This is a genomic window from Variovorax sp. MPBD4-3, assembly GCF_058809745.1.
The window spans coordinates 41,450-66,420 of sequence record NZ_JBXASW010000021.1 but is presented as its reverse complement, the minus strand read 5'-3'; the positions used below and the strand labels follow the sequence as shown (position 1 = coordinate 66,420).

Annotated in this window: 23 protein-coding genes; 11 read left to right on the top strand and 12 right to left on the bottom strand. The window is 68.5% G+C overall.

Translation table 11 applies throughout. The features are described 5' to 3' along the window. The first annotated feature begins 120 nt into the window (after positions 1-120). A complete protein-coding gene (locus AC1RVW_RS15115) occupies positions 121-1,038 on the top strand; it encodes a LysR family transcriptional regulator (protein ID WP_493200814.1) in 918 nt (305 codons plus the stop codon). Between the two features lie 9 nt (positions 1,039-1,047). On the opposite strand, the gene AC1RVW_RS15110 is transcribed toward AC1RVW_RS15115, so the two are convergent. Together AC1RVW_RS15110 and adh are read right to left on the bottom strand one after the other, a co-directional pair. Further along, positions 1,048-1,449: a DUF779 domain-containing protein gene (locus AC1RVW_RS15110; protein ID WP_493200812.1), complete on the bottom strand. Its 402-nt coding sequence runs from the start codon at positions 1,447-1,449 to the stop codon at positions 1,048-1,050. Further along, positions 1,449-2,969, bottom strand: coding sequence for an aldehyde dehydrogenase (gene adh, locus AC1RVW_RS15105; protein ID WP_493200810.1), 1,521 nt, complete (start codon positions 2,967-2,969; stop codon positions 1,449-1,451). Before adh ends, AC1RVW_RS15110 begins: the two co-directional genes overlap by 1 nt. A 229-nt stretch (positions 2,970-3,198) precedes the next feature. On the opposite strand from adh, the gene AC1RVW_RS15100 reads away from it, so the two are divergent. From AC1RVW_RS15100 to AC1RVW_RS15085, 4 genes are all read left to right on the top strand, one after another. After that, positions 3,199-5,070 carry a sigma-54-dependent Fis family transcriptional regulator gene (locus AC1RVW_RS15100; protein ID WP_493200808.1) on the top strand — a complete coding sequence of 624 codons (1,872 nt, stop codon included), beginning with the start codon at positions 3,199-3,201 and terminating at the stop codon, positions 5,068-5,070. Positions 5,071-5,173: 103 nt separating this feature from the next. Further along, complete coding sequence (locus AC1RVW_RS15095; protein WP_106937408.1) at positions 5,174-5,998, top strand: class I SAM-dependent methyltransferase; 825 nt, start codon at positions 5,174-5,176, stop codon at positions 5,996-5,998. Positions 5,999-6,174: 176 nt separating this feature from the next. After that, entirely contained in the window at positions 6,175-7,773 is a 1,599-nt protein-coding gene (locus AC1RVW_RS15090) for an OpgD/OpgG family glucan biosynthesis protein (RefSeq protein ID WP_106934083.1), read from the top strand. A gap of 142 nt (positions 7,774-7,915) precedes the next feature. Beyond that, positions 7,916-8,668: a glucose 1-dehydrogenase gene (locus tag AC1RVW_RS15085; protein WP_081267094.1), complete on the top strand. Its 753-nt coding sequence runs from the start codon at positions 7,916-7,918 to the stop codon at positions 8,666-8,668. Between the two features lie 25 nt (positions 8,669-8,693). Here AC1RVW_RS15085 and AC1RVW_RS15080 read toward each other — a convergent pair whose 3' ends face one another. Further along, positions 8,694-9,104 (bottom strand): FKBP-type peptidyl-prolyl cis-trans isomerase, encoded by a 411-nt coding sequence (locus AC1RVW_RS15080; protein WP_081267093.1) that lies wholly within the window; start codon positions 9,102-9,104, stop codon positions 8,694-8,696. Between the two features lie 133 nt (positions 9,105-9,237). Here AC1RVW_RS15080 and eat point away from each other — a divergent pair, with 133 nt between their 5' ends. From eat to eutC, 3 genes are read left to right on the top strand one after another with little or no spacing between them, the layout of a single operon-like run. After that, the gene (eat, locus tag AC1RVW_RS15075; protein ID WP_493200805.1) at positions 9,238-10,650 is read left to right on the top strand and encodes an ethanolamine permease; all 1,413 of its coding nucleotides are present in this window, start codon (positions 9,238-9,240) and stop codon (positions 10,648-10,650) included. A 20-nt stretch (positions 10,651-10,670) separates the two neighbouring features. Next, positions 10,671-12,065, top strand: a complete 1,395-nt coding sequence (locus tag AC1RVW_RS15070; protein ID WP_493200803.1) for an ethanolamine ammonia-lyase subunit EutB — start codon at positions 10,671-10,673, stop codon at positions 12,063-12,065. Next, positions 12,062-12,817 (top strand): ethanolamine ammonia-lyase subunit EutC, encoded by a 756-nt coding sequence (eutC, locus tag AC1RVW_RS15065; protein WP_285414808.1) that lies wholly within the window; start codon positions 12,062-12,064, stop codon positions 12,815-12,817. The genes AC1RVW_RS15070 and eutC overlap by 4 nt, the downstream gene beginning before the upstream one ends. 19 nt (positions 12,818-12,836) lie before the next feature. Here the strand turns inward: eutC and AC1RVW_RS15060 are convergent, their stop codons facing one another. The 3 genes from AC1RVW_RS15060 to AC1RVW_RS15050 are packed head-to-tail and all read right to left on the bottom strand — an operon-like array spanning position 12,837 to position 16,755. Continuing rightward, the gene (locus tag AC1RVW_RS15060) at positions 12,837-14,225 is read right to left on the bottom strand and encodes a c-type cytochrome (protein WP_493200800.1); all 1,389 of its coding nucleotides are present in this window, start codon (positions 14,223-14,225) and stop codon (positions 12,837-12,839) included. Continuing rightward, positions 14,222-15,994: a GMC family oxidoreductase gene (locus AC1RVW_RS15055; protein WP_493200798.1), complete on the bottom strand. Its 1,773-nt coding sequence runs from the start codon at positions 15,992-15,994 to the stop codon at positions 14,222-14,224. Before AC1RVW_RS15055 ends, AC1RVW_RS15060 begins: the two co-directional genes overlap by 4 nt. A gap of 14 nt (positions 15,995-16,008) precedes the next feature. Beyond that, positions 16,009-16,755, bottom strand: a complete 747-nt coding sequence (locus AC1RVW_RS15050) for a gluconate 2-dehydrogenase subunit 3 family protein (protein ID WP_285414810.1) — start codon at positions 16,753-16,755, stop codon at positions 16,009-16,011. Between the two features lie 167 nt (positions 16,756-16,922). Between AC1RVW_RS15050 and AC1RVW_RS15045 the strand changes: the two genes are divergently transcribed. After that, on the top strand, positions 16,923-17,507 hold the full coding sequence (locus AC1RVW_RS15045; protein WP_493200795.1) for a peroxidase-related enzyme: 585 nt from the start codon (positions 16,923-16,925) through the stop codon (positions 17,505-17,507). A gap of 7 nt (positions 17,508-17,514) precedes the next feature. Here AC1RVW_RS15045 and AC1RVW_RS15040 read toward each other — a convergent pair whose 3' ends face one another. From AC1RVW_RS15040 to AC1RVW_RS15030, 3 genes are read right to left on the bottom strand one after another with little or no spacing between them, the layout of a single operon-like run. Further along, on the bottom strand, positions 17,515-19,266 hold the full coding sequence (locus AC1RVW_RS15040) for a phosphoethanolamine transferase (RefSeq protein ID WP_081267086.1): 1,752 nt from the start codon (positions 19,264-19,266) through the stop codon (positions 17,515-17,517). Positions 19,267-19,323: 57 nt separating this feature from the next. Then, positions 19,324-19,905 (bottom strand): phosphatase PAP2 family protein, encoded by a 582-nt coding sequence (locus AC1RVW_RS15035; protein ID WP_106934076.1) that lies wholly within the window; start codon positions 19,903-19,905, stop codon positions 19,324-19,326. Then, positions 19,892-20,437 carry a phosphatase PAP2 family protein gene (locus AC1RVW_RS15030; RefSeq protein WP_234382490.1) on the bottom strand — a complete coding sequence of 182 codons (546 nt, stop codon included), beginning with the start codon at positions 20,435-20,437 and terminating at the stop codon, positions 19,892-19,894. Before AC1RVW_RS15030 ends, AC1RVW_RS15035 begins: the two co-directional genes overlap by 14 nt. 301 nt (positions 20,438-20,738) lie before the next feature. Between AC1RVW_RS15030 and AC1RVW_RS15025 the strand changes: the two genes are divergently transcribed. Together AC1RVW_RS15025 and AC1RVW_RS15020 are read left to right on the top strand one after the other, a co-directional pair. After that, complete coding sequence (locus AC1RVW_RS15025) at positions 20,739-21,413, top strand: response regulator (protein WP_081267083.1); 675 nt, start codon at positions 20,739-20,741, stop codon at positions 21,411-21,413. Beyond that, positions 21,410-22,765 (top strand): sensor histidine kinase, encoded by a 1,356-nt coding sequence (locus AC1RVW_RS15020; protein ID WP_081267082.1) that lies wholly within the window; start codon positions 21,410-21,412, stop codon positions 22,763-22,765. Before AC1RVW_RS15025 ends, AC1RVW_RS15020 begins: the two co-directional genes overlap by 4 nt. Before the next feature lie 18 nt (positions 22,766-22,783). Here AC1RVW_RS15020 and AC1RVW_RS15015 read toward each other — a convergent pair whose 3' ends face one another. The 3 genes from AC1RVW_RS15015 to AC1RVW_RS15005 are packed head-to-tail and all read right to left on the bottom strand — an operon-like array spanning position 22,784 to position 24,896. After that, on the bottom strand, positions 22,784-23,206 hold the full coding sequence (locus AC1RVW_RS15015) for an acyl-CoA thioesterase (RefSeq protein WP_081267081.1): 423 nt from the start codon (positions 23,204-23,206) through the stop codon (positions 22,784-22,786). After that, positions 23,203-24,054 carry a DMT family transporter gene (locus AC1RVW_RS15010; protein WP_234382820.1) on the bottom strand — a complete coding sequence of 284 codons (852 nt, stop codon included), beginning with the start codon at positions 24,052-24,054 and terminating at the stop codon, positions 23,203-23,205. The genes AC1RVW_RS15015 and AC1RVW_RS15010 overlap by 4 nt, the downstream gene beginning before the upstream one ends. Positions 24,055-24,113: 59 nt before the next feature. Further along, positions 24,114-24,896, bottom strand: coding sequence for an SDR family oxidoreductase (locus AC1RVW_RS15005; RefSeq protein WP_081267080.1), 783 nt, complete (start codon positions 24,894-24,896; stop codon positions 24,114-24,116). Positions 24,897-24,971: the final 75 nt, after the last annotated feature.

The following is a 24,971-nucleotide window of genomic DNA, read 5'->3' as shown; positions in this document are numbered from 1 at the left end:
CTGTCTCCATGTTGGGTTGGCCCAACTCTAGGAACAGATCGCGCCGAGCGGAATTGCCGTGATGGCAGCAGGTCTTCGCGAAACGCGAAGACCCGGTTTCTGCTTCTCTAGAATCCGCCGATGGCCACTCCCATCAATCCCGCGCGCGTCGACTTCGTCACGCTGCGGTTGTTCTGCGCGGTGGCGCAGTCGGGCAGCATCACCAAGGGTGCGGAGGCATGCCACCTTGCGTTGTCCGCGGCAAGCCGCCGGCTTTCAGATTTCGAAGCGGCCACCGGCTCGAAGCTGCTCGAACGCAGCGCGCAAGGCATTTCGCTCACGCCCGCCGGCCATGTGGCGATGCAGCATGCGATGCGCCTCTTCCAGGGCTTCGAGCAGTTCAGCAACGAGCTCAACGACTACTCCAGCGGCGTGCGCGGCCATGTCCGGCTGTGGGCCAACATGTCGGCGCTCACCGAGTTCCTGCCCACCACGCTCGCGACATTCCTTGCGCAGCACCCCGACATCCGCATCGAGGTCGAGGAGCAGCTCAGCGGCGACATCGTGCGCGCGCTGGTCGACGGCTTGGCGGACGTCGGCGTGTTCGCCGAGAACACGCCCGCCTACGGCCTCGACGTCGCCCCCTTCCAGACCGACGAGCTGGTCGTGCTGTGCGCCAGGCAGCACCCGCTGGCACGCACGCGAGCCCGGCAGGTCGACTTCAAGACCTGCCTCGCGCACGAATTCGTCGGGCTGAACCGCAGCAGCTCGCTGCTGGAACTCACGTCGCGCGCGGCCGAGCACGCCGGCGTTCCGATGCGGCTGCGCGTGCAGGTGCGCAGCTTCGACGCCATGTGCCACATGATTGCGGCCAACCTCGGCATCGGCGTGGTGCCGCTCGCGGCGTGCAAAGCCCAGGTGGCGGCGCTCGACTTGAAGGTGGTGCGGCTGCGCGACGTATGGGCCACGCGGCGGCTGCTGATGGCGACGAAGGCGGGCGCAACGTTGTCGCCGGCGACGCAACTGCTGGTGAAGCAGTTGTTCGCAACTTCGAACTAGCTGCGGGCTTCAGCCCGCAGCCGCCCTACCGGACCCGCTCGCCTCCTCGGCCTCCAGCACGGCCCATTCCTCGTCCGTGAAGAGCCGCGAGCGCGTCAGGAAGCGCACGCCCTCCGGCCCTTCAAGCGAGAACATGCCGCCGCGCCCCGGCACCACGTCGATGATCAGCTGCGTGTGCTGCCAGTACTCGAACTGCGGCCCGCTGATGTAGAACGGCATGCGGCCGATGTGCCCCAGCAAGCGGTCGTAGTCGCCGACGATGAACTCGCCCTGGGCGTAGCACATCGGCGCGCTGCCGTCGCAGCAGCCGCCCGACTGGTGGAACATCAGCGGGCCGTGCCTGGCGGCGAGCCTGTCGATCAACGCGAGCGCGGCATCGCTCGCGGTGACGCGCAGGACATCGCCGGCCATCAGAAGAAGCCCAGCTTGTTCTCGCTGTAGCTCACCAGCAGGTTCTTGGTCTGCTGGTAGTGGTCGAGCATCATCTTGTGGTTCTCGCGCCCGATGCCCGACTGCTTGTAGCCGCCGAAGGCCGCATGCGCCGGATAGTGGTGGTAGCAGTTGGTCCACACGCGGCCCGCCTGGATGCCCTTGCCCATGCGGAAGGCGCGGTTCATGTCGCGGCTCCACACGCCGGCGCCCAGGCCGTAGAGCGTGTCGTTGGCAATGGAGAGCGCTTCTTCCTCGTCCTTGAAGGTCGTCACCGACACCACGGGGCCGAAGATTTCTTCCTGGAAGATGCGCATCTTGTTGTGACCCCTGAACACGGTCGGCTTCACGTAGTAGCCGTCGGCCAGGTCGCCTTCGAGCCTGGCGCGCTCGCCGCCGATCAGCACCTCGGCACCTTCCTGCCTGCCGATGTCCAGGTACGACAGGATCTTCTCGAGCTGCTCGCTCGAGGCCTGCGCGCCGATCATCGTGCCCATGTCGAGCGGGCTGCCCTGCTTGATGGCCGCCACGCGCTTGAGCGCACGTTCCATGAAGCGGTCGTAGATCGACTCCTGGATCAACGCGCGCGACGGGCAGGTGCAGACCTCGCCCTGGTTCAGCGCGAACATCGCGAAGCCTTCGAGCGCCTTGTCGAAGAAGCTGTCGTCGCGGTCCATCACGTCGGCGAAGAAGATGTTGGGCGACTTGCCGCCCAGCTCCAGCGTGATGGGAATCAGGTTCTGGCTCGCGTATTGCGAGATCAGCCGGCCGGTGGTCGTCTCGCCGGTGAAGGCGATCTTGCCGATGCGGTTGCTCGACGCCAGCGGCTTGCCCGCCTCCACGCCGAAGCCGTTCACCACGTTCAGCACGCCCGGCGGCAGCAGGTCGCCGATGATCTCCATCAGCACCAGGATCGAGACCGGCGTCTGCTCGGCCGGCTTCAGCACCACGCAGTTGCCGGCCGCCAGCGCGGGTGCCAGCTTCCACACCGCCATCAGGATCGGGAAGTTCCACGGAATGATCTGGCCGACCACGCCGATGGGCTCGTGGAAGTGGTACGCGAAGGTTTCATGGTCGATCTCGCTGATGCCGCCCTCCTGCGCGCGGATGCACGACGCGAAGTAGCGGAAGTGGTCGACCGCCAGCGGCAGGTCGGCCGCCATGGTCTCGCGAATCGGCTTGCCGTTGTCCCAGGTCTCGGCGGCCGCGAGCACGGGCAGGTTTTCCTGCATGCGGTCGGCGATCCTGTTCAGGATGTTGGCGCGCTCGGTGGTCGAGGTGCGGCCCCAGGCGGCCTTGGCCTTGTGCGCGGCGTCGAGCGCGCGGTCGATGTCCGCCGCCGTGGAACGCGGCACTTCGCAGAAGACCTTGCCGGTGACGGGCGTGATGTTGTCGAAGTACTGGTTCTCCAGCGGCGACACCCATTCGCCGCCGATGTAGTTGCCGTAGCGCTTCTTGAACGGAACCGCGGTACCGAATTTGCCTGGTTCGAGCATGTCCATGAGTTGTCTCCATTTGCTGCTGTTGGCGCCGCGACATGCGGCGACCCGCACGGACATCCGCAAGCCACGTACCCGCGCGGATCGGGACATTCCCTGAGTGCCTCCCCGCTGGCAGCCGCACTTCGCAGCGGGTTTTCATTCGCAATCTGCGACATGTTCCTGCGAACACAGCGACTAGGATGTCGCACAAGGCGAACAGACCGCGAACGGCAGACAACCGGAGACACGCATGAGCGAAGCGCAGTGGCCATCGGTCCGGGTCGAACAGGCCCGGGACCTGTTCTTCGTGCAGGGCCGCGACCCCGCCCCGTGGATCGCGCCGCACATCTCGCGCTCGTGGCAGCGCAGCCGTCCGGTCGACCACCAGCACATCGACCCGGCCCCCATGGCGCTGGCCCTGCTGGGCGAGCGGCGCGAGCAGTCGATGCGGCTGCTGGACTGTGCACAGCCCGAACTCGACGGGCTGGCCGAGCATGCGATAGGCAACGGCTGCGTGGTGATCCTGTCGGACGCCACCGGGCTGATTCTGGAGGAGATCGGCAGCCCCGACTTCCTGCCCAAGGCCGAGCGCATCGCGCTGCAGCCCGGCGTGGAATGGTCGGAACACAACCGCGGCACCAACGCCATCGGCACCGCGCTGGCGGAACGCGAGGCGCTGATGGTGCTGGGCGGCGAGCACTACCTGGCGCAGAACGGCGCGCTGGGCTGCGCGGCCGCCCCCATATTCACCGGCCGGGGGGAGCTGGCCGGCGCGCTCGACATCTCGGGCGAGACGGTGCGCGTGAACACGCACGCGCTGGGCCTGGTGCGCATGGCCGCGCAGCAGGTGGAGCACCGCATGCTGCTGGCCGAGGCGCAGGGCCATGTGCTGCGCTTCCATGCGCGGCCGGCGCTGATCGGCACCGCTCGCGAGGGTCTGATCGTGATCGAGGGCGGACGCATCGCGGCGGCCAACCGCGTGGCGCTGGAACTGTTCGGCCGCTCATGGGACGGCCTGCTCGACCTGGAGGCCAGGGACTTCCTCGGCCCGAACTGGCCGCGCATGGAGCACCGGCGCAGCCTGCTGACGCTGCCCGGCGGGCGGCAGATCGCCACCGTGATGGAGCGCTCCAACGCGCAGGGCGGCGCGCGGCCGGCCGCAAGGCGCGCCGACGCGCCCCAGGCGGCCGACGACGTCCTGCCGCTGCTCGACAAGGCCGTGCGCGTGCTCAACGAAGGCGTGTCGGTGCTGGTCAACGGCGAGACCGGCAGCGGCAAGGAAGTGTTCTCGCGCCGCCTGCACGCCGCGAGCCGCCGCGCGGGCGGCCCGTTCGTGGCGGTCGACTGCGCCTCGCTGCCCGAGACGCTGATCGAGTCGGAGCTGTTCGGCTACGACGAAGGCGCCTTCACCGGCGCCCGGCGCAAGGGCATGGCGGGCCGCATCCGCGAAGCGCACGGCGGCGTGCTGTTCCTCGACGAGATCGCGGAGATTCCGCTCTCGCTGCAGACCCGGCTGCTGCGGGTGCTGGAAGAACGCGTGGTCACGCCGCTGGGCGGGGGCCAGGGCGTGGCGGTGGACTTCGACCTGGTCTGCGCCACCCACGGCGACCTGCCGGCGCTGGTGCAGGCCGGCCGCTTCCGGGCCGACCTGATGTACCGCGTGGCCGGTTTCACCGTCGCATTGCCGCCGCTGAGCCGGCGCGCCGACCGGCACGCGCTGATCGCGCGGCTGTTCCTCGAATCGGGCGGCGCCGACAAGCACCTGCGGCTGGAGAGCGATGCCCTCGAAGCGCTGGCCGCCTACCGCTGGCCGGGCAACGTGCGCGAGCTGCGCAGCACGCTGCGCGCGGTGGTCGCGCTGGCCGACCCGGGCGATTCGGTGACTGCCGCCGCCCTGCCCGCCCACCTGTTCGGCGCGCCCGCCGCGCCGCCGCCGGATGCAGCCACCGAAGCCGCCCTTGCACCGCAGGCCGGCCCGCTGCTGGACATCACCCGCCACGCCATCGATGAAGCGCTCAGGGCCTGCGACCACGACGTTTCCAGGGCGGCGCGGCGCCTCGGCGTGCATCGCAGCACGGTCTACCGCCATCTTGCGCGGCAGCGCGGCAAGCCGTCCGCCTGAACAAAAGACTGACTTGCCCATCGATGCCGGAGCGGCCAGACTGGGGTCCGGTCTTTCCTGGGCATTCATGACACACAGCAAACCCGCCAGACGCCTGTCGGCCGTGCCTTCCACCCTACGGATTCCCCTGGCCGCGCGAGCCTCGGGCGATGCGATGTTTCCGCGGGTGGCCGTGCGCGACGCCTATGCCGCCGGCATCCTCGAGCGGATCCGCGACGACGGCAGCGCGCTGCCCGAAGACCGCGCCACCATCTACGGCATCCTCTCGCGCACGCGCCGCTTCCGCAGCCTCGCGCAGGACTTCCTGAAGGCGCACCCCGGCGCCCGCGTGGTCAACATGGGCTGCGGCCTGAGCCATTACTTCCAGTGGCTGGACGACGACAAGTCGCACATGACCGACGCCGACCTGCCCGAAGTGCTCGAACTGCGCCGCGAACTGATCCCCGAAACCAACCAGCGCCATGACCTGCGCACGCTCGACCTGACCGCGCCCGACTGGTGGGAGCAACTGGGCCTGCCGCGCAAGCGCAACGCGCGGCCGGTGTTCCTGTTCACCGAAGGCGTGCTGATGTATTTGCAGCCCGAGCAGGTGCAGGCGGTGTTCGCGACATTCGGCGAACGCGCGCCCGCGGGCTCGGTGCTGGCCTTCGATGCCATGTGCTGGCTGGCCGTGGGCCGCGCGAGGCAGCATCCGTCGGTGCGCACCACCGGCGCCGAGTTTCACTGGGGCATCCGCCGCGAGGCCGAGCTGACGCAGTCGCACCCCCGGCTGGCGCTGGACGCGACCTACCGGGTGATGGAAGGCATCGGCCTGCCCTACATGCTGTTCGCGCCGATGGTGATGCTGCTGCTCGGCGTGCCCCTGTATGCGGTGTATGCGCTGAAGGCCACCGATCCCGCTGACAAGACTGGGGGCGCGGATACATAAAAGCACAATTTTCCGGATTCCCGGCCTTGTCCGGCCCGGTTTGCGCGGAATGGCTGACGCGGGGCGGCCGTGCGCCGGGTGAAGCTCGGGGTTGTTCCCGGTCGCGGAAAATGGCCGATTCATTTCCGCCGCTTTCCTTTCTTTTCCCCCAGAGATTCGCAACCCTCAAGAACCACATGCTTGATCGCCGATCCTTCCTTGCCGCCGGTGGCGCCGCCGCCGCACTCGCCGCCCTGGGCCTGCCCACCGAGGCACTTGCCGCCAACGGCCTGCAACTGAGCCAGCCCTCCCCCTTCTCGTTCGACGCCCTGGTCGCGCAGGCCAAGGCGCTCGCCGGCCAGCCCTACGTGGCCGCCGCGCCGCTGGCTCCCGAAGTGCTCGACCGCATCGACTACGACGCGCACGGCAAGATCAAGTTCGACCCCGCCAACGCCCTGTTCCGCGACGGCCCCGGGGCCTTTCCGGTCACCTTCTTCCACCTGGGCCGCTTCTTCCAGGCGCCGGTGCGCATGCACGTGCTCGAAAACGCCGGGGGCGACGCCTTCGCGCGCGAAGTGCTCTACAGCCCCGACTACTTCTCGATGCCGGCCGACAGCCCCGCGCACCAGCTGCCGCCCGGCGCGGGCTTCGCGGGCTTCCGGCTGCAGGAAAGCCGCCTGGGCGACCAGAGCAAGCTCGACTGGCAGAAGAACGACTGGGTCGCCTTCCTCGGCGCTTCGTACTTCCGCGCGATCGGCGAGCTGTACCAGTACGGCCTGTCGGCACGCGGCATCGCGCTCGACGTGGCGGTACCCGACAAGCCCGAGGAGTTCCCGAACTTCACGCGCTTCTATTTCGAGACGCCCGCCGCCGGCAACACCACGTCGATGACGGTGTACGCGCTGCTCGAGGGGCCGAGCGTCACCGGCGTGTTCAAGTTCGTCATGCAGCGCACCAAGGCCGTCATCATGGACATCGACGCGCGCCTCTTCATGCGCCGCGACGTGGCCCGCCTGGGCCTGGTGCCGCTCACCTCGATGTACTGGTACTCGGAAACCAACAAGCCCACCGCCATCGACTGGCGTCCCGAAGTGCACGACTCCGACGGCCTCGCGATCTGGAACGGCGCGGGCGAGCGCATCTGGCGCCCGCTCAACAACCCGACGCAGACGCGCGCCTCGGCCTTCACCGACACCAGGCCGCGCGGCTTCGGCCTGCTGCAGCGCGACCGCGTGTTCGACCACTACCAGGACGGCGTGAACTACGAGAAGCGCCCGAGCCTGTGGATCGAGCCGCTGGGCGACTGGGGCGAGGGTTCGGTGCAGCTCATCGAGATACCGACCGACGACGAGATCCACGACAACATCGTCGCCTTCTGGGTGCCCAAGGCCGACGCCAAGGCGGGCGCGAGCTACAGCCTGCAGTACCGCCTGCACTGGACCGACCAGGAACCGTTTCCCTCGCCGCTCGCGCACTGCGTGGCCACGCGCATCGGACGCGGCGGCCAGCCGGGGCAGCCGCGCCCGCAGGGCGTGCGCAAGTTCATGGTGGAGTTCATCGGCCAGCCGCTGGCCACCGTGCCCTTCGGCGTGAAGCCCGAGGTGGTGCTGACGGCGCCGCGCGGCAAGTTCAGCTACGTGTTCGCCGAGGCCGTGCCCAACGGCGTGCCGGGCCACTGGCGCGCGCAGTTCGACTACACGCCCGAAGGCAACGAGCCCGTCGACATGCGCATGTACCTGAAGGTCGGCGACCAGACGCTGACCGAAACCTGGCTGTACCAGTACCAGCCCGGCTAGGCGCGGCATGGCGCAGCGCTGACCCGTCGGCGCATTGTTGGCGATAAGGAAACAAACAAGTCCCGCCAGGCCTATTGGTCCGCGAGGGTGTCGCGCCCAAACTTCCCTGCGTCCACAACACGAACCATGGAAGAAGGAAATCATGACTCTCAAGCTCGAAGGCAAGATCGCACTCGTCACCGGCGGCACCAGCGGCATCGGCCTGGCCACCGCGCAGCGCTTCGTGGCCGAAGGCGCGCATGTGTTCATCACGGGTCGGCGCAAGGCCGAGCTCGACGCGGCCGTCAAGGCCATCGGCCGCAACGTGACCGGCGTGCTCGGCGACGTGTCGAAGCTCGATGACCTCGACCGCCTCTACGCCGCCATCAAGCAGGAGAAAGGCCGGCTCGACGTGCTTTTCGCCAACGCGGGCGGCGGAAGCCTGCTGCCGCTGGGCCAGATCACGGAGGAACACTTCGACAGCATCTTCAACACCAACGTGCGCGGCCTGCTCTTCACCGTGCAGAAGGCGCTGCCGCTGATGCCCAAGGGCGCGTCGATCGTGCTCAACGCGTCGATCACCAGCATCAAGGGCAACCCGGCCTTCAGCGTGTACAGCGCCACCAAGGCCGCAGTGCGCAGCTTCGCGCGCAGCTGGACGGTGGACCTGAAGGACAAGGGCATCCGCGTGAATGCGGTGAGCCCGGGCGTGGTGCCGACGCCGGCATACGACCTGCTGGGGCTCGACAAGGAACAGGTGCAGGCCTTCGTCGAGTCGCAGGCCCAGGGCATTCCGCTGGGCCGCGTCGGCACGCCCGACGAGATCGCCAAGGCCGTGGTGTTCCTGGCCTCGGACGACGCCAGCTTCGTGAACGGCGTCGAGCTGTTCGTCGACGGCGGCATGGCGCAGATCTGAGCGACCCGCGCCCGGCGCGAGCGCGTCAGCGCTTGCTGACCGACACCAGCTCCACTTCGAAGTTGAGCGTGGCGTTCGGCGGGATCACGCCGCCGGCGCCGCGCGCGCCGTAGGCGATGGACGGCGGGCAGGTCAGCTTAGCCTTGCCGCCGGGCTTCATCTTCTGCACGCCTTCGGTCCAGCAGGGGATCACGCCGTTGAGCGGGAACTCGGTCGGCTCGCCGCGCTTGTAGGAGCTGTCGAATTCCTTGCCGGTGTCGGGGAAGGTGCCGCGGTAGTGCACCTTGACCACGTCGGTGGCCGCGGGCGAAGCGCCGGTGCCTTCCTTGAGCGACTGGTAGATCAGCCCGCTTGGCGTGGTCACGGGCGCGGACTGCGCGAACGCGGCGGGGATGGCAAGGACGGACACGAGAGCGGCACAGAAAAGAGACTTCACGAAACACCTCGGGGATTGAAAGACCCCGATTATGGCCAGCGCGCATGCCGCGCCCGCAAGCCGGTGTATCCGGTGGAACAGCCCTTGCTTTGCCGAATGTGCACTGTCACCATTCACGAAGAGAGGACGCCGCATGAACTCCACCGAAGCCACGCCGGCAGCGCACGCCGGCACCGGCCATCTCAAGAAGGTACTCGGTCCCCTGCAGCTCTGGGGCATTGCGGTGGGCCTCGTCATCTCCGGTGAGTACTTTGGTTGGAGCTACGGCTGGAACACGGCCGGCACGCTCGGCTTTCTCGTCGCCACGCTGCTGGTGGCGACGATGTACACCACTTTCATCTTCAGCTTCACCGAACTATCGACCGCCATCCCGCACGCGGGCGGCCCCTTCGCGTATGCACGGCGCGCCTTCGGGCCGCACGGCGGTTTCGTCGCGGGCTTCGCGACGCTGATCGAATTCGTCTTCGCGCCGCCGGCCATCGCGCTGGCCATCGGCGCCTACCTCAACGTGCAGTTCCCCGGCATCAACCCGAAGTGGTTCGCGCTGGGCGCGTACGTGATCTTCATCGGCCTCAACTGGATCGGCGTGGGCATCGCGGCGGCGTTCGAGCTGTTCGTCACGGTGCTGGCCATCGTCGAGCTGCTGGTGTTCATGGGCGTTGTCTCGCCGGGCTGGACGCTGGCCAACTTCACCGCCAACGGCTGGGCCGGCGGCAGCGTGCTGAACGGCGCGGCCATCTCGGGCATCTTCGCGTCGATCCCGTTCGCCATCTGGTTCTTCCTGGCCATCGAAGGCGCGGCCATGGCGGCCGAGGAAGCGCGCGACCCGCACCGCACCATTCCCATCGCCTACACCACGGGCATCGTCACGCTGGTGGTGCTGGCCTTTGGCGTGATGATCTTCGCGGGCGGCGTGGGCGACTGGCGCAAGCTCGCCAACATCAACGACCCGCTGCCGCAGGCCATGAAGGCGGTGGTGGGCGACAACAGCGGCTGGCTGCACATGCTGGTGTGGATCGGGCTCTTCGGGCTGATCGCTTCGTTCCACGGAATCATCATGGGCTACTCGCGCCAGATCTTCGCGCTGGCGCGCGCGGGCTACCTGCCGCGCTACTTCGCCGGCCTGAGCCCGCGCTTCGACACGCCGCACCGCGCGCTGCTGGCCGGCGGCGTGATCGGCGTCATTGCCATCTTCAGCGACGAGTGGGTGCAGTTCGGCGGGCAGACGCTCACCGCCAACATCGTGACCATGGCGGTGCTCGGCGCCATCGTGATGTACATGATCTCGATGGCCGCGTTGTTCAAGCTGCGCCGCAGCGAACCCGGCCTGCGGCGCTCCTACCGCGCGCCGTTCTACCCCGTGTTCCCGGCCATCGCGCTCGGGCTCGGCGCGGTGTGCCTGGGCGCGATGGTGTGGTTCAACGGCATGCTCACGCTGCTGTTCGTCGTGCTGATGGCCGCGGCCTACGGCTACTTCCTGCTGACCTCGGCGCAGCGCGATGCGGCGGCGCCCGACGAAATGCTTTCCTCGACCAACAACGCCTGACGACCTCCGACCCAAGACCCATGCGCTACAGCACCACCATCGCCGGCCAGGTCTTCCGCTTCGACGACCTGAAACAGGTCATGGCCTTCGCCAGCCCCGCGCGCTCGGGCGACTACCTCGCGGGCATCGGCGCGGCCACCGCGCAGCAGCGCATGGCGGCGCGCCATGTGCTGGCCGACACGCCGCTCAAGCAGTTCCTGAACGAAGCGCTGATTCCGTACGAGAGCGACAACATCACGCGCCTCATCATCGACGGCCATGACGCGGGCGCCTTCGCGCCGGTGTCGCACCTCACCGTGGGCGACTTCCGCAACTGGCTGCTGTCCGACGCGGCCAATACCGACACGCTCACCGCACTGGCACCGGGCCTCACGCCCGAAATGGTGGCGGCGGTGTCCAAGCTCATGCGCAACCAGGACCTGGTGTCGGTCGCCAGGAAGTGCTGCGTGGTCACGCGCTTTCGCGACACCATCGGCCTGCCCGGCCACCTGGCGGTGCGCCTGCAACCCAACCACCCGACCGACGACCTGCGCGGCGTGGCGGCCTCCACGCTCGATGGCCTGCTCTACGGCGCGGGCGACGCGGTGATCGGGCTCAACCCCGCATCCGACAGCATGCCGGTGCTCGGCGATCTGCTGCGCATGCTCGACGAGGTGATCCAGCGCTTCGAGATCCCCACGCAGAGCTGCGTGCTCACCCATGTGACCAACACCCTCAAACTCGCCGAGGCCGGGGCGCCGGTCGACCTGGTGTTCCAGTCGATCGCGGGCACCGAGAAGGCCAACCTCTCGTTCGGCGTGACGCCCGAGCTGCTCGACGAGGCCCATGCGGCGGCGCTGTCGCTCCAGCGCGGCACCGTGGGCGACAACGTTATGTACTTCGAGACCGGCCAGGGCAGCGCGCTGTCGGCCAACGCCAACTTCGGCGTCGACCAGCAGACCTGCGAGGCGCGCGCCTATGCGCTGGCGCGGCGCTACAAGCCGCTGCTCATCAACACCGTCGTCGGCTTCATCGGGCCGGAGTATCTGTACGACGGCAAGCAGATCATCCGCGCCGGCCTCGAGGACCATTTCAGCGGCAAGCTGCTGGGCCTGCCCATCGGCTGCGACATCTGCTACACCAACCACGCCGAGGCCGACCAGGACGACATGGACACGCTGCTCGTGCTGCTGGGCACGGCAGGCATCAACTTCATCATGGGCATCCCGGGTGCGGACGACGTGATGCTCAACTACCAGAGCACCTCTTTCCACGACGCGCTCTTCATGCGCCAGACGCTGGGCCTGAAGCGCGCACCCGAGTTCGAGGCCTGGCTGCAGCGCATGCAGATCACCGATACCGCCGGCCGGCTCGCGCCGCCCTCCTCCAACCGGCTGCTGGCCGACATGAGCGGCCTCGCCGCATTGGCACGATGAGCGACTCGCCTGTCACCCCCAACCCGTGGGCGCAATGGCGCTCCGCCACGCCCGCGCGGCTGGCCCTGGGCCGTGCCGGCGCCGGCATGCCGACCGACGAGACGCTGCGCTTCGGCTGGGCGCATGCGATGGCGCGCGATGCCATCCACGCCGCGCTCGACGTCGACGCGCTCGACAGCCAGCTGCGCAGCCAGCATTGGGAAGTGGCCCGCGCGCGCAGCCGCGCGGCGGACCGCACCGCCTACCTGCGCCGCCCCGACCTGGGCCGCCAGCTCGACGAGGACGACGCCACGCGCCTGCGCGGCGAGCGGCGCTACGGCTGCGATGTCTGCATCGTCATCGGCGACGGCCTTTCCTCGCTCGCGGTCGCGCGCCATGCGGTGCCGCTGCTCGCGGCGTTGCGCGCGCAGCTGCCGCCGCACACGCGCTTCTCACCCGTGGTGATCGCCACGCAGGCGCGCGTCGCCCTGGCCGATGAAGTGGGCGAGCTGTTCGGCGCGGCGCTGTCGGTCATGCTGATCGGCGAACGCCCGGGCCTGAGTTCGCCCGACAGCCTCGGCATCTACCTGACCCATTCGCCCCGGCGCGGCCGGCACGACGCCGAGCGCAACTGCATCTCGAACGTGCGGCCGGAGGGCCTGGCCTATGAGGCGGCCGCGTTCAGGCTCGCGTGGCTGATGCGCGAGTCGTTGCGGCGCGGGCTGACGGGCGTCGAGCTGAAGGACGAGAGCGATCTCGTGGCCCTCAGGTAGGCCAGCGCGCCCCGCCCGCTCACTTCTGCTGCTGCGCGTTCGCTGTAGCCACGGGCTTGATCGAATCGCGCACCTTGGCCACCTGGGCCGCCGTGACGGCGTCGCCCTGGTTGCCCCAGCTCGACCGCGCGAAGCTCAGCACGCTGGCCACGTCGGCGTCGCTCAGGCGCCAGCCGAAATCGGGCATGGCGATGGGCGACGGCGCCTGGGCGGTGCTGGGCATGGCCGAGCCTGCGAGCACGAGGCGGATCAGCGAAGTCGGATCCTTGGCGTTCACCACGCTGTTGCCGGCCAGCGCCGGGAAGGTCTTGTCCGCGCCGGTGCCGTCGGAGCGATGGCAGGCATTGCAGTTGTTGAGATACACCATCGCGCCGCTGTTGCCCTCGACCGTGCCGTTGCGCAGCGCAAGCGCGGTCGGGTGCTGGGGAGCCGCCGCCACCAGGGACGCGGGCGACGGCGCATTCTGCGCAGTGCCTTCCGCTCCCAGCGACTGCAGATAGGTGGCCACCGCCTGCAGGTCTTGCGTCGACAGGTGCTGCGTGCTGTTCTGCACCACGTCGACCATGGCGCCGAACGCCGCCGTGTGGCTGGTGCGGCCGGTCTGCAGGTATTGCACGATGTCTTGCGCCGGCCATTGCGCCATGGTCGGGCGGCCGGTGTGGCGCAGCGGCTGCGCATACCAGCCGTCGATGACCGCGCCGGACAGGAACAGCTCGCCCTTGCCGTCGCTGGCCGCCTTCACGCCGCCCAGCATGCTGCGCGGTGTGTGGCAGTCGCCGCAGTGGCCCAGGCCCTGCACCAGGTAGGCGCCGCGGTTCCATTCGGCGCTGCGCGCGGCGTCGGGCTGGTAGACGCCCTTGTCGAGGTAGATCCAGTTCCACGCGACCATCAGCCCGCGCATGCTGAAGGGCCATGGCAGGTCGGTGGCCGGCGGCTTCTGCGCCACGGGCTGCACGCCGTTGCGGAAGAAGGTGAAGAGCGCGTGCATGTCCTCGTCGTTCACGCGTGCGAACGACGGGTACGGCATGGCCGGGTACAGGTGATGTCCGTCCTTGGCGACGCCTTCGCGCAGCGCGCGGGCGAACTCGGCCTCGGTGTAGGCACCGATGCCGGCCCCGGGGTCGGGCGTGATGTTGGTCGAGACGATGGTGCCGAACGGCGTCTTCATCGGCAGGCCGCCGCCGAAGGCCGGCTTGCCGGGCGCGGTGTGGCAGCTCACGCAATCGCCGGCGCGCGCGAGGTAGCGGCCGCGCTCCAGCACGGGGTCGGACGATGCGGGCGCGGCAGCTGCCGGTGCGGCCACGCCGGCCACCGGCGGCGCCTCCGCCTTCTGCGCCACGGCCCAGGCCCCGGCGCACAACAGGGCCACGGCCGCCACCACGCCGACAGATACTCGGCGCGCGTTCATGCCAGCGCTCCCGGGTTCTTCAGGTACTGCTCGCGGATCGCCTTGGCAGCCCAGTAGGCCAGCGCCCCCACCATGCCGGTCGGGTTGTAGCCGAAGTTCTGCGGAAATGCGCTGGCGCCCATCACGAACACATTGGGCACGTCCCACACCTGCAGGAAGCGGTTGACCGCGCTGGTCGTCGGGTCGGTGCCCATCGGCGCGCCGCCGGTGTTGTGGGTCGACTGGTAGTAGCGCACGTCGTAGTGCGCGCCTGCCTTCTGGAAGTTCAGCTTCATCTGCTTCGGCCCCATGGCCTTGGCGATCTGCTCGACCTTGGTGCCGATGAACTGCGTCATCGCGAGGTCGTTGGCCTTCCAGTCGAAGGTCATGCGCAGGAGCGGCTGGCCGTGCACGTCCTTGTAGGTCGGGTCGAGGTCGAGGTAGTTGTCACGGTAGGCCATCACCGAGCCCTGGCTGCCCACGCTGGCCTGGTAGGGGTAGTTTTCCTTGGCGGCCTTCTTCCAGCCCGCGCCCCAGCTGGGCGCGCCGGGCGGCAGGCTCAGCTGCTGGATCGGCCGGCCGCCGGTGTTGATGCAGTTGATGCTCGCGCCCCCCACGAAGCCGAGCGGGCCGTGGTCGAAATTGTCGCCGTCGAAGTCGTCGATCACGCTGCCGCTGGCACCCGCGCCGACGAAGGGGTTCATCGGCTGGTCCTTGTCGAAGAACAGGCTCGCGCCGCCGTTGAGTTGGTAGGCGTAGTTGCGCCCCACCACGCCCTCGCCAGTGGCGGGGTCGTACTTCTTGCCGATGTTCGACAGCAGCAGCAGGCGCACGTTGTGGAACTGGTAGGCGCACAGCACGACCAGGTCGGCCGGCTGCTCGACCTCGTTGCCCTGCGCGTCGACGTAGGTCACGCCGGTGGCGCGTTTTCCATCAGGCGACATGTTCACGCGCAGCACGTGCGAGCGGGTGCGCAGCTCGAAGTTGGGGCGCTTCATCAGCACGGGCAGCAGCGTGGTCTGCGGCGAAGCCTTCGAATACATGTAGCAGCCGTAGCGCTCGCAGAAGCCGCAGAAGTTGCACGGCCCGAGCTGCGCGCCGTGCGGGTTGGTGTAGGCACGCGAGGCATTGGCGGCCGCTTGCGGAAAGGGGTGGTAGCCGAGCTCGCGCGCGGCTTTCTCGAACAGCCTGGCGCTGTTGACGGAGGCCAGCGGCGGCAGCGGGAATTCGTTGGCGCGCGCGCCTTCGAAGGGGTTGCCGCCGGGCTGGATCTTGCCGCCGATGTTGCCGGCCTTGCCGGAGGTGCCGCAGATCTTCTCGAACTGGTCGAAGTGCGGTTCCAGTTCTTCATAGCTCACGCCGAAGTCCTGGATGGTCATGCCCTCGGGAATGAATTTCTTGCCGTAGCGCTCTTCGTAGTTGCTGCGGATGCGCAGATCGCTGGGCAGCGGCCGCCAGTGGTGGCCGTTCCAGTGCACGCCCGCGCCGCCCACGCCGTCGCCGGGCAGGAAGGACGCGAGCTGCCGGTACGGCACCGCCACGTCGGCAGGCGTGTGGCGGATGGTCACGGTCTCGCGCGATAGGTTCTGGAACAGCTTGCCGCGGATGCCGTAGCTCAGCTCGTCGGTGATGCGCGGGTAGGCGAAGTCGGGCTGCGTGTCGCGGTTCTCGCCGCGCTCCAGCGCCAGCACCTTCAGGCCGGCGGCGGTGAGCTCCATGCCCATGATCGCGCCGGTCCAGCCGAAGCCGACCAGCACCGCGTCCACACTGGGCTTCTTGATGTTTGCCATGGTGTGCCGCTCCCTCAGCCCTGCGGGCCGGCGATGCTCACCGGCGGCAGGTTGTACTTGACGCCGGGCCGGTCGACCCAGTCGGCGTAGTCGGCGCGCGCGCCGGGGAAGCCGATCATCTTCCAGGCGGCGGCGTTCTTGTTGCCGCCGTGGATCGGGTCGCTGAAGTAGCCCTCCTTGGTGTTCTGCAGCAGGAAGCCGAAGAAGTCGGTCGCGCCCACGCCGTCGAGCGCGATGGTGCCGCCCTCCAGGCCCTTGAGCACCTCGTCCTGCTGCGCGGCGTCGAGCTGCGCGAAGGCCTTGCCGGAAAACTGCTTGCGGCTGTAGGCGTCAGTGGCCGCGATGCCCGCGCGGTACACCTCGCGAGGCGGCATCTTCTTCTGATAGCCGAAGAGCGGCGACACCTCGACGAACGGGCCCTGCATGTACCAGGTGGCGGCATGGCCGAAGGCGCCTTCCATCTGGCGGTCGATGAACTCGGGCACGCCGGCCTCGATGGCGCCGGGGCCGGTGTCGTCGGAAGGAATCAGCCTTGCCACCGCCGCCTGCACGAAGGCCCATTCGGCGGCGTTGAAGTAGACCGGGGTGTAGGGAGCGCCGGGCGTGGCCGCTGCTGCGGGGCCGGGTGCCGGGGCCGATGGTGCGGGCTGTGCCAGTGTCACGCCGGTGATGCCGCCGGCACTGAAGGCCGTCGCGGCCGGCACGATGGCAATGGACCGGCGCAGGAAGCCACGCCGGTCGGGATACGACTCGTCTTTCATCGCGTTATGTGCGGCACTCGCCGCGTGTTGTTTTGCGAACCTTCATCATGGCGGCGGCCGGCGTTCCACCATGTAGGAAAGCTGCTTGCCTATGATGGAGCAGGCGCGGCGCCTTTCAGAGCGCTTTCAAGAAGGCACTGCCAACCGACGACCACAACGGAGACGACATGACCACGACCAACCGCTACCCGCTCGCCGAACTCAAAGACCTGCCGGAGGACATCCGCGCCGCCATCCTCGCGGTGCAGGAAAAAGCCGGCTTCGTGCCCAACGTGTTTCTTGCCCTTGCACGCCGTCCGGCCGAGTGGCGCGCATTCTTCGCTTACCACGACGCGCTGATGCTCAAGGAAGAAGGCTCGCTCACCAAGGGCGACCGCGAGATGATCGTCACCACCACCAGCGCGGCCAACCAATGCCTCTACTGCGTGGTGGCGCACGGCGCGCTGCTGCGCATCTACGAGAAGAAACCGCTGGTGGCCGACCAGGTGGCGGTGAACTACCGCAAGGCCGATATCACGCCGCGCCAGCGCGCGATGCTCGACTTTGCGATGAAGGTCTGCGACCGCTCGCACGAGATCGACGACAGCGACTTCCCGCCGCTGCATGCCCACGGCTTCGACGACGAGGACATCTGGGACATCGCGGCCATCACCGCCTTCTTCGGGCTGAGCAACCGCATGGCCAGCTTCAGCGGCATGCAGCCGAACAACGAGTTCTTCCTCATGGGGCGCGTGCCCCGCGAGAAGAAGTAGCGCCGCCTCAGCCCTTCGCCCGGCAGGATGCGAGGGCATCCAGCGCGGGCTTGTAGGTCGGCGTGGTCACGTCCATCACGCCGAGCACCGTGTGATAGAGGTTGTCGTGCGTGAGCGGCGCGTCGAGCCCCGCTTCCATGCACGAGCGCGAGAGCTTGCGCCGCTGGTCCATCCCCTCGCTGAACCAGGTGATCATGGGCACGTGCTTCTGCGCGTCGGGCGCGAAGCTGTAGGGCACGCCGTGCAGGAACAGGCCGTACTCGCCGAGCGACTCGCCGTGGTCGCTCACGTACAGCAGAGCCGGGTCGTACTGCTTCGACTGGGTCTTGAGCCAGTCGATGGTCTGGCCGAGGAAGCGGTCGGTCTGCAGGATCGAGTTGTCGTAGACGTTCATCAGCTCGGCGTGGCCGCACTCGGCCAGCGCGTTGGTCTTGCACTCGGGCAGGAAATGCTTCACGTCGGGCGCGGAGCGCTTGTAGTAGGCCGGGCCGTGGCTGCCCATCTGGTGCATGACCAGCACGATGCCCTTGGCGCGGCGCTCGGCCGGCAGCGCGGCGATGCGTTCGTCCAGGCCCTTGAGCATCACGTCGTCGAGGCACTCGTCGCCGTCGCACAGCGCCTTCTTGGTGGCCGCGTCGAGCCCGGCGAAGGCGGACGCATTGGGAATGCGCTCGCAGACGCCCTTGCAGCCGGCCTGGTTGTCGAGCCAGAAAACGGCGAGGCCGGCGGCCTGCAGGACGTCGACCAGGGTCTCGTAGTCGTCCTTGCGCGATTCGTAGCCTTCCTTGCCCAGCGGCGAGAACATGCAGGGCACGGAGGCCAGCGTGTTGGTGCCGCAGGAGCGCACCTCGCGGTAGCTGAGAACGCCACGCTTCGCCAGCTCGGGGTTGGTGTCGCGTGCATAGCCGTTGAGTGAGAAGTGATCGGCCCGCGCCGTCTCGCCCACCACCACCACGAACAGCGGCGGCTTCGTCTGGCCGGCATAGCTCGCGCCCAGCGCCGTGCCGGCCGTGATAGGGATGAGCTTGCCAGTGCGCTTGAACAGCGGCTTGATGAACAGGGAGCCGGCCGAATAGAGGCTCGCGATCGGGTTCATCATGTAGCGAAGGTGCACGTTGTTGCGCATCAGCGGCGCCAGCTCGCGGTTCATGGACACCACCGCGCCCAGCGCCACGACCACCGACAGCAGCAGCAGCGCGACGTTGCGCCAGAGCTTCGACAGAAAGCGCATGGGCAGGATGCGCACGCGCCAGAGCACGAAGGCCGCGGGCAACGCCACCACCAGCACGTTGAAGGCCATGCGCCAGCTCAGCAGGTCGCGCGCTTCGTTGGGGTCGGTCTGCATCGCATTGGCGACCATGGTCGGGTCCATGACCACGCGGTAGGCGAGCATGTAGTGCTGCACCACCGCGGCCAGCACGACCACCAAGAACCACAGCGGCTTCATCCAGCGCGACCAGGCGGTGAACGACAGGATCGCCACCGAACCGCAGAAGGTGAGCAGGCTCATGACCAGGATGGTCGGCATGTAGGTGCTGGGGGCACCGCCGATGCGGGCCAGCTCGTTCCAGAGCGGCCAATTGGTGGTCAGGACGAGATAGAGGCTCAGCCACACGACGACCATGGCCGCGGAGCGGGGCCTGCGCAACCACAGGTCGAAGCGCGTCCAGGGCGCCGCCGACGATGCGGTCACGAGTGAATCAGGTTCGGGGAAGCTACCTTGTGGTTCAGGTGCCGGGTCAATACGCAAGACAGACATCCAACTAATGTAGGAACGGGGGCTGAAGATAGCCTGAATCCCCCATTCATGCCATGTTCAGGCGCGCCTTGTACGCGATCGCAGCCGGACCCCCGGGGCCCGCGCCGACGCCGGCGAGGTACGGGTCCGTGACATCAGGCGGATGCCCCGCTCCGCCAGGATCGACACCAGCGCGCCGAGCATCGCCGCGGCCACCACGTCGGACGGGAAATGCAGCCCCAGGTACAGGCGGCTCCAGGCGACCGTGGCGGCCACGGCCAGCGCGGCCAGCATCGGAGAACGCCAAGGAAGGCACCAGAGCGAGAACGCCGCGGTGAAGGCGCCGGCGGCATGGAGGCTCGGAAAACCGGGGCGAATGCCCTGCGGCACCCACTGGATGCCCAGGCCGTAATAGGCCGGCCGGGGCATCGGAAACGCCCAGCGGATGGCCTGCACGATCAGCCACGCGGCCAGCACGCCGACCATTGCCGTGAAGAAGGCATGGCGCCAGCGCCGGTCGAACAGCGCGCCGATGGCCAGCGCCAGCGCCAGCAGCGCCGGCAGGATGTCGGAGGCGAAGCTCGCGAACTGCAGGCTCCATGCAGGCGCCGAAGGGCCCGCATTGACCAGCTCGAAAAGGGCGGCGTCAATATCCTGCATGGGCGGGTTCTGCCGGCTTGAGCGGTTGCGGGTTGAAGCGCGAGAACACCAATTCGATGGCAAAACCCACCGTCCAGCAGATCCAGGCGGTCCAGAGTGTGTGGCTCATGTAGTGGGCGCCGCGCACCTGCTGCGCCAAGCCCAGCACCAACCCGGCCACCAGCGCCACCGACAGCCAGATGGCCGCCGCGCGGGCCGACGCCCGGCGCAGCACGAAGTAGCCGCCCGCATAGGCGAACGCCGCAGAGGCGTGGCCGGCCGGGAAGCACCCGCCCGGACCGCCGTCGAGCACGCCCCAGGACCAATGCGACACGTAGCGCGCCACGCCGCCGAACTCCTTCAGGTCCCAGGGGCAACTGGTATTGCTGGAATGCTTGATGAGGCTGACGGCGATCACCGCGGCCAGGGTTGTCAGCGCCAGTTGCACCCGGTCGCCGGTGCCCAGGCGCCGAAGCACGCCTACCGGCCAGCGGATCGCGATGAAGAGCGCCGTGACGAGCGCCCAGCTCAGGTCGCGGGCGCCTTCATGCATGACGTGGACCAGAAAAGAGTTCGTCCGCCATGTGAAACCGAACGGGGAACCGGCCAGCCGCGCCAGCGGAAGATCCCAACCGGTTGCGTCCCACGCCAGCAAGGCGGCAAGCGCAACGAGGGTCAGCACCCCCAGGCGAAAATTCGAAGCACGAGTCATGAACGAAGGCAGGGCCTGAAAACAGCCGCGAGCCTACGTTTGCGGAATGAACCCAGCCTGAAGACACATGAACGAAACCTGACTTCGGATGTGTCCGCATTTCGGCGGAGCTAGACTTCTTTTTTTGTTGAAAGGACATGGCGTGCGCATATTGCTGGTCGAAGATGACACTGCGCTGGCAGATGCCGTCTGCAGCTACCTGCTGGCCAAGGCCTTCGTGGTCGACGTGGCACCCGGCCTCGCCGAGGCGCGCGGCGCGCTGCTCTCGGTCCAGTACGCGGCGGTGCTGCTCGACCTCCACCTGGGCGACGGCGACGGGCTGTCGCTGCTTCCCCAGATACGCGCCCTGCCCGAACGCCCCATCGTCATCGTCCTGACCGCGCGCGACCAGGTCACCGATCGCATCCGCGGGCTCGACGCCGGTGCCGACGACTACCTCATCAAGCCCTACGACCCCGCCGAGCTGCTGGCCCGCCTGCGCGCGGTCGAGCGGCGGCGCAGCGCCAACAGCTCGCCGGTCCTGAAGCTGGGCACGCTGGAAATCGACCTGGCGCACGACATGGTCCGCAAGAACGGCGCCCCCATCACGCTGACCCAGAAGGAATGGGCGCTGCTGCGCGTGATGGCGACCCGGCCGGAGCGCATCCACACGCGCGAGAACCTGGCCGACGCGCTCTACGGCTTCGGCGACGAGGCCGACAGCAACACGCTCGAAGTCTTCATCAGCCGCCTGCGGCGCAAGCTCGGGCGCAGCCACATCCAGACGCTGCGCGGCCTCGGCTACCGCCTGTCGTTCTCCACGGACGACGACGAATGAGATTCGGCGCAAAGCCCGGCGCAGGCCGCGACTCCCTGGCCGGGCGGCTCACCCGCACGCTGATCGTCTGGGTCGGCGGCGTGTGGCTGATGTGCGTGCTGGCGGTGGTCTGGTACGTCGACCGGGAGATCAACCACAACTTCGACAACGAACTGGTCGAGGTGTCGCACCGCATGTTCGACATGGCGGTGCAGGAACTCGACAAGCTGCAGCACACCGGCGGCGCCGCCCCCACGGAGCCGCTGATCGCGCCCAAGCAGCTGTTCTCCGAGGACGCGGTGATGTACCAGGTGGTGGACGTGCACGAGCACGTGCTGCTGCGCTCGGCCGAGGCGCCCGTCGGCGCCTTCGACGTTCCGCTGGCCGCCGGCTTCGCCAACAACCAGAGCTGGCGCATCTACACGGTGCGCCACCCCACGCTGGGGCTGTACTTCCAGGTGGCCGACCCGCTCGACGAGCGGCGCCGCGCGCTCAACCGCACCCTGTTCGGCCTGATCATTCCGCTGGGCGCAGTGCTGCCGCTGCTCGCGCTGGTGCTGCGCAACGTGGCGCGCACCGAGCTGCGCGCGCTGCAGCAACTGGCCGGAGAAATCGCGAAACGCAACGGCGCCGACCTGCGCCCCATCACCTTGCCGGGCCTGCCGCAGGAGCTGCGCTCGGTCGGCGATCACGTCAACCGGCTGCTGGAGCGGCTTTCGCAGTCGCTCGACGTGGAGCGCGCGCTCGCGGCCAATGCCGCGCACGAGCTGCGCACGCCGCTGGCCGCCGCGCGGCTGCGCCTGCAGACCGCGCTGGAGCACGACCTGCGCCGCAACGACGTGCAGGCCGCGCTCGACGCGCTGCAGATGCTCAGCCACCGCGCCGAGAAGCTGCTGCAGCTGTCGCGCGCGGAATCCGGCGCTTCGCTGGCGCGTGCGCGGGTCGACCTGGTGCAACTGGTCGGCACCGTGGCGCAGGAGCTCTGGCAAGACCCGCACATCAACGAACGCCTGACGCTCAAGGTGCCCGACAGCGCCGCGCCGGTGGCGCTGGGCGACGTCGACGCGCTGGCCATCGCATTGCGCAACCTGGTGGAAAACGCCCTGCGCTACGGCGGCGAGCGCGTGGTGGTCGAGGTGACGGCCCCCTGCACGCTGGTGGTCCGCGACTTCGGCGCCGGCGTCGGCGCGGAGCAACTGAGCACGCTGCGGCAGCGCCATGTGCGGCACGCCTCCGACCGCGCGGGCTACGGGCTGGGCTTGTCGATCGTCGGGACCATCGTCGAGAAGCACGACGCGCGGCTCGAACTCGAATCGCCGCCGCCCGGCGCGGCGCACGGCTTCGAGGCGCGCATCGTGCTGCAGCCGGCCTGAGCTACGGCGCCCGGCCGGCTACTCGCTCACCAGCGTGCGCAGCCAGTCGGGCAGCGCCAGCGCCTTCTGCTTCGGAAAGTCGACCCAGATGGTGGTCGCGCCGCCGGCCGCGCAGATCACGTCGGGCGCTTCCTCGCGTGCCATGGTGCCCCAGCTCTCGAAGGTGGTGCGGCCCGGGTCGCTCACGTACATCTTGAGCAGCACCTTGCCGGGGTATTCGATCTGCCGGTAGAAGTTGCAGAAGGCGTTGACGATCACCATGCCCTCGCCGCTCGGCTCGGGCTCGAAGCCGATGGAATGCATCCAGTCGATGCGCGCGGTCTCGAGGTAGCGGAAGTAGGTGCCGTTGTTCAGGTGGCCCATGGCGTCCATGTCTCCCCAGCGGATGGGGATCAGGGTTTCGTACACGAGCTTCTTCTTTTCGGGGATTTCGATTCTCATCGGTGCGCCTTGATGGATGCGAGGATGCCCAGCACGAACAGCAATGCCGCGGTCCACTCGGTGGCCTGCGGCCAGCGGCCGTCCCAGACGAAGGAATAGAGCAGCGCGAACAGCGTCTCGCTCACGATCAGCTGGCCGCACAGGCTCGCGGAGAGCCGCTGGCTCGCGATGTTCCAGAGAACGGTGGCCAGCCACGACGAGCCGAAGCCGCTGACCAGCGCGAGCCAGACGAAGAGCATGCCGTCGGGCCGCGCCCGCAGCGTGGCCACATCGCTGCCCGCGGCCAGCCACAGCGCCAACGCACCCAACCCGGTCGCCACGCCGAGCCAATTCGCCCAGTCGGTCGCATTGAGTTCGGTGTGGCGCTGCAGCCAGGCTGCATTGAGCAGGCCGTAGACCGTCCAGCTCACCATCGCGCACAGCGCCAGCGCGATGCCCAGGCCGAAGCGCGCGCCGCTTGCAGCGCCCGCGCCATGCTGCGCCGACCATGCGCCCCAGATCATCAGCGCGATGCCCGCGCCGGTGAGCGCCAGCCCCGGCAGCAGCGCGGTCAGGCGAAGGCCCGCCGGCCTGCCCAGCAGCATCATCCAGACCGGGATCGTGCCGATGATGAGGCTCGGCACCTCGGTGCCCGCAGCCTCGATGCCGAAGGCCAGCAGCAGGTAGTAGCCGCTGAAGCCCAGCACGCTGAGCGCGAGAGCCGCCAGCGCCTGCCGGCCGGTGGGCCAGCGCACGGCCGCCGGCCGCGCGAACACGGCGAGCCCCGAGACGGCACCGAACACCAGGAAGCGCGCGGCGGTGATGTCGACCATGCCGAAGTGCCCCACCATGCGCGGCGCCACGAACACCAGCCCCCAGAGCGCCCCCGCGCCCAGCCCGGCCGCAATGCCGACCAAGGCCCTCGGACTCAGAGCGCGAACCCGTCGTCGGCCGCGATGACGGCGCCGTTCACGAAATGGCTCTGGCCGCTGGCCAGCAGCACGATCAGGCCGTCCAGGTCTTCGGGCTTGCCCACGCGCTTGCGCGGCAGCATGTTGACCAGCTTGGCGCCGCCTTCGGTGGTCCAGTGCTCCTCGTTGAGCTCGGTGGTGATGTAGCCGGGGCACAGCGCGTTCACGTTGATGCCGAAGCGGCCCCACTCCAGCGCCATGGCCTTGGTCATCTGCACCACGGCGGCCTTGCTCATGCAGTAGGTGCCGATCTGCGGCATGACCTTCAGCGCCGCCGCCGACGCGATGTTGATGATGCGCCCGCCGATGTAGGTGCCCGGCGCCGTGCCCGTGGCGCGCGCCAGCATGCGCTTGCCCACTTCCTGGGCGACGAAGAACGAGCCCTTGACGTTGGTGTCGAAGATGTAGTCGTAGTCGTCGGGCGTCACGTCCTGCAGGCGCTGGGTGGTGCTCACGCCCGAGTTGTTGACCAGGATGTCGATGGCCCCGACCTCGGTCTCGGCGCGCGCGACGGCGGCCTTGATGCTGCCGATGTCGGTGACGTCGAGCTCGACCACGTGGGCGTCGCCGCCCTCGCCTTCGATGCGCGCGCGCAGTTCCTTTAGCTTCTCGATGCGGCGGCTTGCCAGAACCACCGCGGCACCGGCGCGCGCCAGCGTTTTTGCAAACTGGGCGCCAAGCCCGCTGGAGGCGCCGGTGACGAAGGCAACGCGGCCCGAGAGATCGATGCTGTAAGCCATGAACTGATTCCTGTGGAGTCGCGCAGGCGACGCGAGGGAAAGCCGTGCCCGCAAGTGACGCGGGCCGCCCGCGGA

Bases quoted from the DNA above. Each gene is read 5' to 3' on its own strand.
- adh (WP_493200810.1), bottom strand. From the start codon at position 2,969: ATGGACATGCTCGAACCAGGCAAATTCGGTACCGCGGTTCCGTTCAAG.
- AC1RVW_RS15115 (WP_493200814.1), top strand. From the start codon at position 121: ATGGCCACTCCCATCAATCCCGCGCGCGTCGACTTCGTCACGCTGCGG.
- AC1RVW_RS15085 (WP_081267094.1), top strand. From the start codon at position 7,916: ATGACTCTCAAGCTCGAAGGCAAGATCGCACTCGTCACCGGCGGCACC.
- AC1RVW_RS15050 (WP_285414810.1), bottom strand. From the start codon at position 16,755: ATGAAAGACGAGTCGTATCCCGACCGGCGTGGCTTCCTGCGCCGGTCC.
- AC1RVW_RS15090 (WP_106934083.1), top strand. From the start codon at position 6,175: ATGCTTGATCGCCGATCCTTCCTTGCCGCCGGTGGCGCCGCCGCCGCA.
- AC1RVW_RS15040 (WP_081267086.1), bottom strand. From the start codon at position 19,266: ATGTCTGTCTTGCGTATTGACCCGGCACCTGAACCACAAGGTAGCTTC.
- AC1RVW_RS15055 (WP_493200798.1), bottom strand. From the start codon at position 15,994: ATGGCAAACATCAAGAAGCCCAGTGTGGACGCGGTGCTGGTCGGCTTC.
- AC1RVW_RS15005 (WP_081267080.1), bottom strand. From the start codon at position 24,896: ATGGCTTACAGCATCGATCTCTCGGGCCGCGTTGCCTTCGTCACCGGC.
- AC1RVW_RS15100 (WP_493200808.1), top strand. From the start codon at position 3,199: ATGAGCGAAGCGCAGTGGCCATCGGTCCGGGTCGAACAGGCCCGGGAC.
- AC1RVW_RS15110 (WP_493200812.1), bottom strand. From the start codon at position 1,449: ATGGCCGGCGATGTCCTGCGCGTCACCGCGAGCGATGCCGCGCTCGCG.
- AC1RVW_RS15030 (WP_234382490.1), bottom strand. From the start codon at position 20,437: ATGCATGAAGGCGCCCGCGACCTGAGCTGGGCGCTCGTCACGGCGCTC.
- eutC (WP_285414808.1), top strand. From the start codon at position 12,062: ATGAGCGACTCGCCTGTCACCCCCAACCCGTGGGCGCAATGGCGCTCC.
- AC1RVW_RS15020 (WP_081267082.1), top strand. From the start codon at position 21,410: ATGAGATTCGGCGCAAAGCCCGGCGCAGGCCGCGACTCCCTGGCCGGG.
- AC1RVW_RS15070 (WP_493200803.1), top strand. From the start codon at position 10,671: ATGCGCTACAGCACCACCATCGCCGGCCAGGTCTTCCGCTTCGACGAC.
- AC1RVW_RS15060 (WP_493200800.1), bottom strand. From the start codon at position 14,225: ATGAACGCGCGCCGAGTATCTGTCGGCGTGGTGGCGGCCGTGGCCCTG.
- AC1RVW_RS15035 (WP_106934076.1), bottom strand. From the start codon at position 19,905: ATGCAGGATATTGACGCCGCCCTTTTCGAGCTGGTCAATGCGGGCCCT.
- AC1RVW_RS15045 (WP_493200795.1), top strand. From the start codon at position 16,923: ATGACCACGACCAACCGCTACCCGCTCGCCGAACTCAAAGACCTGCCG.
- AC1RVW_RS15015 (WP_081267081.1), bottom strand. From the start codon at position 23,206: ATGAGAATCGAAATCCCCGAAAAGAAGAAGCTCGTGTACGAAACCCTG.
- eat (WP_493200805.1), top strand. From the start codon at position 9,238: ATGAACTCCACCGAAGCCACGCCGGCAGCGCACGCCGGCACCGGCCAT.